Annotated in this window: 10 protein-coding genes and 1 tRNA gene; 8 read left to right on the top strand and 3 right to left on the bottom strand. The window is 58.9% G+C overall.

Annotation, left to right across the window (positions count from 1 at the left end; all coding sequences use genetic code 11):
* Window positions 1–92: 92 nt before the first annotated feature.
* Both EGK14_RS17025 and orn read right to left on the bottom strand, forming a co-directional pair.
* Window positions 93–168 (bottom strand) — tRNA-Gly (locus EGK14_RS17025).
* Between the two features lie 150 nt (window positions 169–318).
* Window positions 319–864, bottom strand: coding sequence for an oligoribonuclease (orn, locus tag EGK14_RS17020; RefSeq protein ID WP_125290287.1), 546 nt, complete (start codon window positions 862–864; stop codon window positions 319–321).
* Window positions 865–955: 91 nt separating this feature from the next.
* Here orn and rsgA point away from each other — a divergent pair, with 91 nt between their 5' ends.
* From rsgA to mscM, 3 genes are all read left to right on the top strand, one after another.
* Window positions 956–2,005, top strand: a complete 1,050-nt coding sequence (gene rsgA, locus EGK14_RS17015; RefSeq protein WP_125290286.1) for a small ribosomal subunit biogenesis GTPase RsgA — start codon at window positions 956–958, stop codon at window positions 2,003–2,005.
* An 87-nt stretch (window positions 2,006–2,092) separates the two neighbouring features.
* Window positions 2,093–2,992 carry an archaetidylserine decarboxylase gene (gene asd / locus EGK14_RS17010; RefSeq protein WP_125290285.1) on the top strand — a complete coding sequence of 300 codons (900 nt, stop codon included), beginning with the start codon at window positions 2,093–2,095 and terminating at the stop codon, window positions 2,990–2,992.
* A gap of 9 nt (window positions 2,993–3,001) precedes the next feature.
* Complete coding sequence (mscM, locus tag EGK14_RS17005; RefSeq protein WP_125290284.1) at window positions 3,002–6,331, top strand: miniconductance mechanosensitive channel MscM; 3,330 nt, start codon at window positions 3,002–3,004, stop codon at window positions 6,329–6,331.
* A 41-nt stretch (window positions 6,332–6,372) separates the two neighbouring features.
* Here mscM and epmA read toward each other — a convergent pair whose 3' ends face one another.
* On the bottom strand, window positions 6,373–7,350 hold the full coding sequence (epmA, locus tag EGK14_RS17000) for an elongation factor P--(R)-beta-lysine ligase (RefSeq protein ID WP_125290283.1): 978 nt from the start codon (window positions 7,348–7,350) through the stop codon (window positions 6,373–6,375).
* A gap of 262 nt (window positions 7,351–7,612) precedes the next feature.
* On the opposite strand from epmA, the gene frdA reads away from it, so the two are divergent.
* From frdA to EGK14_RS16975, 5 genes are all read left to right on the top strand, one after another.
* Complete coding sequence (gene frdA / locus EGK14_RS16995; protein WP_125290282.1) at window positions 7,613–9,394, top strand: fumarate reductase (quinol) flavoprotein subunit; 1,782 nt, start codon at window positions 7,613–7,615, stop codon at window positions 9,392–9,394.
* A complete protein-coding gene (locus tag EGK14_RS16990; RefSeq protein ID WP_125290281.1) occupies window positions 9,387–10,121 on the top strand; it encodes a succinate dehydrogenase/fumarate reductase iron-sulfur subunit in 735 nt (244 codons plus the stop codon). Before frdA ends, EGK14_RS16990 begins: the two co-directional genes overlap by 8 nt.
* A gap of 11 nt (window positions 10,122–10,132) precedes the next feature.
* A complete protein-coding gene (gene frdC / locus EGK14_RS16985; RefSeq protein WP_125290280.1) occupies window positions 10,133–10,537 on the top strand; it encodes a fumarate reductase subunit FrdC in 405 nt (134 codons plus the stop codon).
* Window positions 10,537–10,890, top strand: coding sequence for a fumarate reductase subunit FrdD (gene frdD, locus EGK14_RS16980; RefSeq protein WP_125290279.1), 354 nt, complete (start codon window positions 10,537–10,539; stop codon window positions 10,888–10,890). The genes frdC and frdD overlap by 1 nt, the downstream gene beginning before the upstream one ends.
* Window positions 10,891–10,962: 72 nt before the next feature.
* Entirely contained in the window at window positions 10,963–11,487 is a 525-nt protein-coding gene (locus tag EGK14_RS16975; RefSeq protein ID WP_125290278.1) for a lipocalin family protein, read from the top strand.
* Window positions 11,488–11,549 lie beyond the last annotated feature (62 nt).

The raw sequence follows: 11,549 nt of genomic DNA, 5'->3' as shown, positions 1-11,549 counted from the left end.
GGAAACGAGACTCGAACTCGCGACCCCGACCTTGGCAAGGTCGTGCTCTACCAACTGAGCTATTCCCGCTTGGGGTGGTGCTGTAAAACGTTTGGAGCGGGAAACGAGACTCGAACTCGCGACCCCGACCTTGGCAAGGTCGTGCTCTACCAACTGAGCTATTCCCGCTCTGCGTATCAGGTAAAAACTCTTCCTGTACGGGGAGCGCATTATACGAGAAATGAGAATCGCCGCAAGCCTGCGACGCCACTTTTTTTCGCTTTGCCGCCTGATTGCTGACAAAACCAGCATAACGCTAATTTTGTCAGCGCTTCGCTACTAGAGTTGAATAAAATGCTCGCGGTACCAGGCCAGCTCGGCAACCGATTCCCGAATATCATCCATCGCCTGGTGCGTGCCCTGCTTTTTAAAACCGGCAAGGATCTCCGGCTTCCAGCGGCGCGCCAGCTCTTTCAGCGTACTGACGTCAAGATAGCGATAGTGGAAGTAGGCCTCCAGCTCCGGCATATATTTAAACAGAAAGCGACGATCCTGAGCGATGCTGTTGCCACAGATTGGGGAACTGTTCTCCGGCACCCACTTTTTCAGGAACGCCAGCGTCGCCTGCTCGGCGGCGCGATCGTCGTACTGACTCGCTTTCACTCGCTCCACCAGCCCGCTGTTGGTATGGGTATTCACGTTCCACTCATCCATCAGCGCCAGCTGCGCATCGGACTGATGGACGGCGAACACCGGCCCTTCAGCAAGGATATTCAGATCGGCATCGGTCACCAGCGTGGCGATTTCGATAATACGATCCTGTTCCGGATCCAGGCCGGTCATTTCAAGGTCAATCCAGATCAGATTACTGGCATTTACTGTCATAGGGTTTCTCGCCGTGGCTTATATCATCAAACGTTAGGGTGTATCATAAACGTTTTGCCCTGTCAGGGCGAAGCTAAGCCTGTGAGGAAGCGTGAGCAAGAACAAACTGTCTAAAGGTCAGCAACGTCGCGTCAGTGCCAACCATGAGCGCCGTCTGAAGCAGCGCGCCGACAAGCCGGAGCCGGATGATAGCCTGTTTGGTGAAGCGCGCGACGGCGTGGTGATCAGCCGTTTCGGGATGCACGCCGACGTAGAAGATGCGGACGGCAGCGTCCACCGCTGTAATATCCGTCGCACCCTTCGTTCGCTGGTAACGGGCGACCGCGTACTCTGGCGGCCCGGCGTACAGAGCGCCAAAGGCATTGTGGAAGCGGTGCACGAACGCACCTCGGTACTGACCCGTCCTGACTTCTACGACGGCGTAAAGCCGATTGCCGCCAATATCAATCAGATCGTTATCGTCTCGGCCATCCTGCCGGAGCTGTCGCTGAATATTATCGACCGTTATCTGGTGGCCAGCGAAACGCTGGATATTGAGCCGCTGCTGGTGCTGAATAAAACGGATCTGCTGGATGACGAAGGCATGGTCTTTGTGCAGCAGCAGATGACTATTTATCGCAGCATCGGCTATCGCGTCGTGATGGTTTCCAGCCATCGTAAGCAGGGCCTGAGCGAACTGGAAGCCGCGCTGGTCGACCGCGTCAGCATTTTCGCCGGCCAGTCAGGCGTAGGGAAATCCAGCCTGCTTAATGCGCTGCTGGGGCTGGACTCTGCGGCAGAGATCCTGACCAACGATGTTTCCGACGTCTCCGGTCTTGGCCAGCACACCACTACCGCAGCCCGTCTTTACCACTTCCCTAACGGCGGCGACGTTATCGATTCGCCGGGCGTGCGCGAATTCGGTTTATGGCATCTGGAGCCGGAACAAATCACCCGCGGATTTGTCGAATTCCGTGAGTTTTTAGGTCACTGCAAATTCCGTGATTGCAAGCATGACGCCGATCCGGGCTGCGCTATCCGCGAAGCGGTAGAACGCGGCGATATCGATGAGTCGCGTTTTGCCAACTACCACCGTATTCTGGACAGCATGTCGGACATGCAGCTAAAAACGCGACGCAGTTTTTCTGAAAACAGCGACTGAGATCCGCGCGGCGGGCGTCGTAGCCTGAATGCACGGACGCTGTTACAATCCGCACCCTTAATTATTTCAGAAAGCCAGGAGGCTATTGTGTTGGATCGTCTGAAGCTCGGCCTGAATGCTGTTTTGCCGAAAAAAGGCCTTACTGAACTGGCCGGTTGGGGCGCAGGCAAGCGCGCCGGCTGGCTGACTAAAGCCGTTATTGATATTTTTGTCTGGTTCTACAAAGTTGATATGAAAGAGGCGCAGAAGCCCGATACCGCCAGCTACCGGACGTTTAACGACTTTTTCGTACGTCCGCTGCGTGACGAGGCTCGTCCGATTGAAACCGATCCTAATCTGCTGGTGCTGCCATGCGACGGCGCAATCAGCCAGCTGGGCCACATCGACGAGGATCGCATCTTCCAGGCGAAGGGCCACACCTATACCCTGGAAGCGCTGCTGGCGGGCGACGTAGCGATGACCGATATGTTTCGCAACGGCGAGTTTGTCACCACTTACCTCGCGCCGCGCGACTATCACCGCGTGCATATGCCGTGCAACGGTATCCTGCGTGAGATGATCTATGTGCCGGGCGATCTTTACTCCGTGAATCCTTTGACGGCGCAAAACATCCCTAACCTGTTTGCCCGTAACGAACGCGTTATCTGCCTGTTTGATACCGAGTTTGGCTCGATGGCGCAGATTCTGGTTGGTGCCACTATTGTGGGCAGCATTGAAACCGTCTGGGCGGGCACGGTAACGCCGCCGCGCGAAGGCGTGATCAAACGCTGGCGCTGGCCGGGCGCGGAAGAAGAGGGTTCGGTGGTGTTGCTGAAAGGCCAGGAGATGGGCCGCTTTAAGCTGGGATCGACGGTTATCAACCTGTTCGCCGAAGGTAAAGTGAAACTGGCGGAAAGCCTGACGCCGGAAACCACCACGCGTCTGGGCCAGCCGCTGGCTATCGCGCTGCAAAAAACCAGTGCTGAAGAAGTCTTACATCACCCATAGCAGAGACGTATGTTACGCCTGATAGTTATTCTTTTCGTGGGCTGGACGCTGCTCCAGCCCGCCTGGGCCGCCAGCGCCCCCGACGCTGCGCAGATTAAACAGGCCCTGGAAGAGGCGAAGTCCAGCCAGGATACGCCCAATCAGGCGGAAATCGTGGATGCGCTTCAGTCGGCGTTAAACTGGATCGATGATCAACAAAAGTCGCAGGCCAACGCCAGCGACTATCAGCAGGTTATTGACGATTTCCCCCGCCTTTCCCGCGAATTACGCCAGCAGCTGGTCGTGCTGGGCGACAGCAGCAAAACGGTAAGCAGCACCATGACGGCGGCGGAGCTGGATCAGGAGATCCTGCAGATCAGCAGCCAGCTGCTGGAAGAAGGCCGCCAGGCGCAGCAGGAGCAGGATCGCGCCAGGGAAATCAGCGACTCTTTGGCCCAGCTGCCGCAGCAGCAAACCGACGCCCGGCGCGCGCTGAATGAGATTGAACGGCGCCTTCAGGCTCAGCCCACCCCTGGCACGCCGCTCGCTCAGGCGCAGCTTTTCGCCCGCCAGGCAGAGTCGGCAGCGCGCAAAGCCCGCGTCGATGAGCTGGAGCTGGCACAGCTGTCGGCCAACAACCGTCAGGAGCTGGCGCGGATGCGCGGCGAGCTTCACCAGCGTAAAGCCACCCAGCTGGATGCGTATCTGCAGGCGCTGCGCAACCAGCTGAACAGCCGCCGTCAGCGCGAAGCGGAAATCGCGCTGGAAAAAACGGAACAGCTGGCGGAAAACAGCGGCGAGCTGCCGCAAAGACTCAGCGAACAGTTCCGTATTAACCGTGAGCTGTCCGCCGCGCTGAACGAACAGGCGCAGCGCATGGATCTGGTCGCCTCGCAGCAGCGTACCGCCGTTAATCAAACTATTCAGGTTCGCCAGGCGCTGAGCACCATCCGCGAGCAGTCGCAGTGGCTCGGCGTCTCCACGGTGCTGGGCGAAGCCCTGCGCGCGCAGGTGGCCCGCCTGCCGGAAATGCCCAAACCGCAGCAGCTGGATAACGATATGGCCCAGCTGCGTGTTCAGCGGCTGCGCTATGAAGATCTTCTGGAGCGCCAGCAGCAGCTGCGTCAGCTCCGCCAGGATGATGGCACGCCGCTAACCAGCGAGCAGCGCCGCATCCTCGACGCCCAGCTGAAAACCCAACGCGAGCTGATTGGCTCGCTGCTTTCCGGCAGCGATAACCTGATCCTTGAAGTCACCAAGCTTAAAGTCGCCAACGGCCAGCTTGAGGACGCGCTGCGGGAGATTAAAGAGGCGACGCATCGCTATCTGTTCTGGACGGCCGATGTCGGCGCGCTGCATCTCGACTTTCCGCTGTTGCTGATGCGCGATCTACGTAATCTGCTGTCGTTGAATACGCTGGGCCAGCTGGGCGGTGCACTGGTGATGATGTTTACCAACCGGGAAACCGTGCTGCCCATTATCGGCGCGATCCTGCTGGTGGGCTTCAGCCTGAGTTCACGTCGTCACTACCGTGATTTTCTCGACCGTTCCGCCAGTAAAGTGGGCAAAGTCACCCAGGATCGTTTTGGGCTGACCATGCGCACCGTGTTCTGGTCGATTCTGGTCGCGCTGCCGCTGCCGGTGCTGTGGATGGCGCTGGGCTACGGTTTGCAGCACGCCTGGCCCTACCCCGTCGCCGTGGCGATTGGCGACGGCATTACCGCTACCGTGCCGCTGCTGTGGGCCTTTATGATCAGCGCGGGCTTTGCCCGATCCAAAGGCCTGTTTATCGTCCACTTTCGCTGGCAGCAGAATCGGGTGGCGCGCGCGATGCGCTTCTATACGCTCTGCATCGGCTTTGTGGTGCCGCTGATTATGCTGCTGATAGGCTTTGATAACCTGGACGAGCGTCATTTCTCCGCCACGCTGGGCCGCCTCTGCTTTATCCTGATCTGCGGCGCGTTGAGCCTGGTGACCATCAGCCTGAAACGCGCGGGCATTCCTCTTTACCTGGATAAAGAGGGCAACGGCGAAAACTTTATCAGCAATATTTTGTGGAACATGATGATCTGCATTCCGCTGATTGCCGCGCTGGCTTCCTGCATCGGCTATCTGGCCACCGCCCAGGCGCTGCTGGCCAGGGTGGAAACCTCGCTGGCGATCTGGTTCCTGCTGCTGATTATCTATCACATTATTCGCCGCTGGATGCTTATTCAGCGTCGCCGCATCGCTTTCGATCGCGCGCGCAACCGGCGGGCGGAAATACTGGCCCAGCGCGCCAAAGGCGAAGAAGAAACCACCGCCACGCAGAGCACGGAAACGGAAGTCGACGAGCCGGTTATCGATCTGGACGCCATCAGCGCCCAGTCGCTGCGGCTGGTGCGCTCCATTCTGACGCTGATTGCGCTGGTGTCGGTTATTGTGCTTTGGTCAGAGATCCATTCGGCGTTCGGCTTTCTGGAGAACATCAGGCTATGGGATGCCAGCACCACGGTGCAGGGCGTGGAAAGCCTGGAGCCGATCACGCTCGGCTCGGTGCTGATCGCGATCCTGGTGCTGATTATTACCACGCAGCTGGTGCGCAATATGCCGGCGCTGCTTGAGCTGGCGCTGCTCCAGCACCTTAATCTGACGCCCGGCACCGGTTATGCCATTACCACGCTGACCAAATACACGCTGATTCTGGTTGGCGGCCTGGCCGGATTCTCAATGATCGGCATTGACTGGTCGAAGCTACAATGGCTGGTAGCGGCGCTGGGCGTGGGGCTGGGCTTCGGATTACAGGAAATTTTCGCCAACTTTATTTCCGGCCTGATTATCCTGTTTGAAAAGCCGATCCGCATCGGCGATACCGTCACCATTCGCGATCTGACCGGCAGCATTACGCGGATCAACACGCGCGCGACGACGATCACCGACTGGGATCGCAAAGAGATTATCGTGCCGAACAAGGCCTTTATTACCGAGCAGTTTATTAACTGGTCGCTCTCCGATTCGGTTACGCGCGTGGTGCTGACTATTCCTGCGGCAGCGGAAGCCAACAGCGAAGAGGTTACCAACGTGTTGCTGACCGCCGCGCAGCGCTGTCAGTACGTGCTCGACACGCCGCCGCCGGAAGCTTTTCTGGTGGATTTGCAGCAGGGTATTCAGCTGTTTGAGCTACGCATTCATGCGGCGGAAATGGGCCACCGGATGCCGCTGCGCCACGAGCTGCACCAGCTTATTTTGCAGGGCTATCACGAGCACGGGCTGGAGATGCCTTTCCCACCGTTCCAGGTACGTATGGAAACCATCGGGCGCAAAACGCCGGTCAACAACGGCGTGCCGGCGGCCAGAACGTACAAATCAGGCGGGCTGTAGACGCAGGCCAGGGCGCAATCCCTGGCCTTTTTTATGGCAACTTAACAGCGGTCGACGGAGAACGCGATCACTTCGCTCAGCTGCGATGCCTTAAGCGCCAGCATCACAATGCGATCCACGCCCAGCGCCACGCCGGAGCATTCCGGCATGCCGTGCGCCAGCGCGTCCAGCAAATTAGCGTCAATCGGCTGCTGTGGCAGGCCAAGCGCCGCCCGCTTGCGGTTATCCTGCTCAAAACGCTGGCGCTGCTCGCGGCTGTCGGTCAGCTCACGGAAGCCGTTGGCCAGCTCGATGCCTTTGAAGTAGACCTCAAAGCGTTCCGCCACGCGGTGATCTTCAGTGCTGATCTCCGCCAGCGCCGCCTGGCTGGCCGGGAAATGGTAAACAAACGCCGGTTTCTCTTTGCCGATTTGCGGCTCCACGCCCGTGACAAACAGCAGCTGCAGCAGCGTGTCGCGGTCTTCCTCGCGGTTAGCTAAATCGCCCACGCCCAGCTTCTCCGCCACTTCACGCATTTGGGCTTTATCCGCCGACAGCGGATCCATCTCCAGATGACGCAGAAAAGCCTGCTGGTAGGAGAGCGTTTCCGCAGGCGCGCACTCCAGCACCTGCTGCAGCAGATCGTCCACCTCGTTCATCAGCCGGTACATATCGTAATGCGGCCGATACCACTCCAGCATGGTGAACTCAGGGTTGTGATGGCGTCCCGCTTCCTCATTACGGAAGCAGCGGCAAAGCTGGAAAATCGGCCCGCTGCCCGCCGCCAGCAGCCGCTTCATATGGTATTCCGGGCTGGTCATCAGAAAGAGATCCAGCCCCTGCGCCGCACCCGGCCCGACAAAACGCGTCTGAAAAGGAAACAGGTGGATGTCGGTTACGGTTGCCTGGCTCATCGCCGGGGTTTCCACTTCCAGCACCCCACGATCGGCAAAGAAACGCCGGATTTCAGCCATTATCGCTGCCCGTTTTAACAAGTTGGTGACGGGCGCGCTCGGCTGCCAGCTGGCCGTATCGCTCATAGTTTGTACTCCTCAGGGATCAGGGTGAAGCAGTCTACCCGAGGCGACACCGACAAACAAACCTGCGCCGGTAAAAAAAACGCCCCCCCGATACAGCGTCCGCCGTGGAAAACGTTAACCCCTTAACATTATTGCCGTCATTTTTTCACCTGTTTGCCTGAGCATATCAATTTTACCCGCTACCGCCGGTTTTATACTGCTGTCTCCGTTAACCGAGGGTATCCCCTCATCCTTTCTATAACGGCCTGACAGGGAGAATATCGTGCAAACTTTTACTGCCGATCTGGTGATTGTCGGCGCGGGCGGTGCCGGGCTGCGGGCGGCCATCGCCGCTGCGGAGGCCCATCCCACGCTTTCCATTGCGCTGGTTTCAAAAGTCTATCCCATGCGCAGCCATACCGTTGCCGCCGAAGGCGGTTCCGCCGCCGTCACGCAGGCGCATGACAGCTTCGATCTGCATTTTCAGGATACCGTTTCCGGCGGCGACTGGCTGTGCGAGCAGGATGTGGTGGACTATTTTGTGCAGCACTGCCCGCAGGAGATGGCCCAGCTGGAGATCTGGGGCTGCCCGTGGAGCCGTCGTGAAGATGGTTCGGTCAACGTGCGCCGCTTCGGCGGCATGAAAATCGAGCGCACCTGGTTTGCCGCCGACAAGACCGGCTTCCATATGTTGCATACGCTGTTTCAGACCTCACTGAAATATCCGCAGATTATTCGCTTTGATGAGCATTTCGTTCTCGATCTGCTGGTGGATAACGGCGAGGCACGCGGGCTGGTTGCCATGAACATGATGGAAGGCACGCTGATAAAAATTCTGGCGAAATCGGTGGTGCTGGCAACCGGCGGCGCGGGGCGCGTCTATCGCTATAACACCAACGGCGGCATCGTTACGGGCGACGGCATGGGGATGGCGCTGCGTCACGGCGTGGCGCTGCGGGACATGGAGTTTGTACAGTATCACCCGACCGGACTGCCCGGCTCCGGCATCCTGATGACCGAAGGCTGTCGCGGGGAGGGCGGCATTCTGGTTAATAAAGACGGCTATCGCTACCTGCAGGATTACGGTATGGGCCCGGAAACGCCGCTCGGCCAGCCCAAAAACAAATATATGGAGCTGGGGCCGCGCGACAAGGTGTCGCAGGCTTTCTGGCATGAGTCGCAGAAAGGCCGCACCATTCATACGCCGCGCGGCGAAGTCGTTCACCTCGATTTGCGCCATCTGGGCGAGAAGAAGCTGCTGGAGCGGCTGCCGTTTATCTGCGAGCTGAGCAAAGCCTACGTCGGCGTCGATCCCGTTACCAGCCCTATCCCTATCCGTCCGACAGCGCACTACACCATGGGCGGTATCGCTACGGACGCCAACTGTGAAACCCCTATCCGTGGGCTGTTTGCCGTGGGCGAATGCTCGTCGGTAGGCCTGCACGGCGCTAACCGGCTGGGATCGAATTCGCTGGCGGAGCTGGTGGTGTTTGGTCGCCTGGCCGGTGAAAACGCCGCCGTCAGGGCGCTGGAAAACCGTAACTTCGCCACCGCCGCGCTGGATGCCCAGGCCCGCGACTGCCAGCAGCGGCTGAAGGCGCTGGTTAATCAGCCCGGCGACGAGCGCTGGTCAACGCTGCGCGATGAAATGGGCATGACGATGGAGGAAGGCTGCGGCATCTACCGCACGCCGGAGCTGATGCAGCAGACTATCGACAGGCTGGCGGAGCTGAAAGCGCGCTTCGCCCGCGTGCGCATCCGCGACAGCTCCAGCGTCTTCAACACCGAGCTGCTCTATGCTATTGAGCTGGAGCACGGGCTGAACGTGGCGGAATGTATGGCACACGCGGCTTTCGCGCGTAAAGAGTCGCGCGGCGCGCACCAGCGTCTGGATGAAGGCTGTCGCGAACGCGACGACGAGCATTTTTTGCGGCACTCGCTGAGCTTTTTCAACGCGCAGGGCGCGCCGACCGTCGCCTGGGGCGACGTCATGATTACCCGACTGCCGCCGGCTAAACGCGTTTACGGCGCGGAATCAGAACATAAGGAGGCGCAAAATGGCTGACCTGCCACATTGCAATATTGCCATCCAACGCTATAACCCGGAAACGGATAAGGCACCTTATTTTGCCACCTACGCGGTGCCCTGGGATGAGCAAACCTCGCTGCTGGACGCGTTGGGATATATCAAAGACAACCTGGCAGGCGACCTGTCCTTTCGCTGGTCATGCCGCATGGCTATCTGCGGCTCCTGCGGCATGATGGTGGACGGCGTGCCAAAGCTCGCCTGTAAAACCTTCCTGCGGCACTATCCACAGGGTATTCGCGTGGAGCCGCTGGCCAACTTCCCCGTCGAGCGCGATCTGGTGGTGGATATGAGCCGCTTTATCGAGAGCCTGGCGGCGATCAAGCCCTGGATTATCGGCGATTCGTCGCAGGCGCAGAACGGCCCCAACCGACAAACGCCGGCGCAAATGGCGCGCTACCACCAGTTTGCCGGCTGCATCAACTGCGGCCTGTGCTACGCCGCCTGTCCACAGTTTGGGCTTAATCCGGAATTTATCGGCCCGGCCGCTATTACGCTGGCCCACCGCTATAACCTCGATAGCCGCGACAAGGGTAAACGCGCGCGAATGCCGCAGCTGAACGGCGATAACGGCGTCTGGCCCTGCACTTTTGTCGGCTTCTGCTCGGAGGTCTGCCCGAAACATGTCGATCCGGCCGCCGCTATCCAGCAGAGCAAAGTGGAAAGCGCCAAAGACTATCTGATCGCCAGCCTCAGGCCACAATAAGGAGTTGCCAGATGAGTTCTAAACGCAATGCTTATCACCGTCCGGTTATGGCCGACTGGTGGCGCAAAACGGGTTTCTATCGCTTCTATATGCTGCGCGAAGGCACGGCGCTTCCGGCGCTCTTGTTTAGCATAGAGCTGATTTTCGGGCTGTACGCGCTGAAGCGCGGCGCGGAAAGCTGGGCGGCCTTTATCGATGTCCTGCACCATCCCGTACTGCTGCTGTTGAACCTGATCGCGCTGGCGGCGGCGCTGCTGCACAGCAAAACCTGGTTTGAGCTGGCGCCTAAGGCGGCGATTATCGTTATCGGCGACAAAAAGCTGTCGTCCGGGCCGGTTGTTAAAAGCCTGTGGCTGGCGATGGCGCTGATTAGCCTTGCCATGCTGGCCGCTGTTCTGCTGGTAAGGGGGGGATAATGAAAAATAAAAACCGTTCTGACGAGCCGTTATTCTGGGGCATGTTTGGCGCGGGCGGCATGTGGGCCGCGCTGGTGTCGCCCGTTTTGGTGCTGCTGGCAGGGATCATGATGCCGCTGGAGCTGGGCACGCCGTCAGCCTTCAGCTTTGAGCGCATCCTTGGCTTCGCGCAAAGCTGGCCAGGTCGCCTCTTTCTTTTTCTGGCTATCGTGCTGCCGCTCTGGTGCGCGGTGCATCGGCTGCACCATATGACGCACGACCTGAAAATCCACCTTCCCGCCAGCAAATGGTTTTTCTATGGCCTGGCCGCCATTTTGAGCATCGTCACCGCGATTGGCGTACTGACGCTTTGATAACCGGGCGGCTTCGGGCCGCCTGCGCAAAATGGCCTATACTTAAGCAGTTCAAACGCAAAGGAATCGCTTATGTCTCTCTGGAAAATGCTGGCCGCAGGCGCCGGCGCCCTTCTCTCTGTCGCCTGTACCACCACGCCGCCGAAAGGCGTAACGCCCATCGAAGGCTTCAACGCCGACCTTTATCTGGGCAGCTGGTATGAAATCGCCCGTCTGGATCACCGTTTCGAACGCGGCCTGGATCACGTGACCGCCACCTACAGCAAGCGCGACGACGGCGGGCTGAAGGTGATCAATCGCGGCTTTAACGTCAAAAAACAGCGCTGGCAGGAAAGCATCGGCAAAGCCTACTTTACCGGTTCGCCAAGCCAGGCGGCGCTGAAAGTCTCCTTCTTCGGACCTTTTTATGGCGGCTACAACGTGATCGCGCTGGATAAAGACTATCAGCACGCGCTGGTCTGCGGGCCAAACAGAAACTATCTGTGGATTTTATCGCGCACGCCGCAGCTCGACGGCAAGGTAAAAGAAGCGCTGACGGCGAAGGCGCGTCAGGCCGGTTTTGACGTGAACAAGCTGATTTGGGTGAAGCAGGATTAATGCCCTGTAGTGGCTGGAAAGGTGAGGCCGGATTAACGTCCTGTAGAGGCTAAAGCAAGAAG

The organism is Erwinia sp. 198, assembly GCF_003937915.1.
GTDB lineage: Bacteria > Pseudomonadota > Gammaproteobacteria > Enterobacterales > Enterobacteriaceae > Erwinia > Erwinia aeris.
This window is presented reverse-complemented; position numbering and strand designations above follow the sequence as displayed.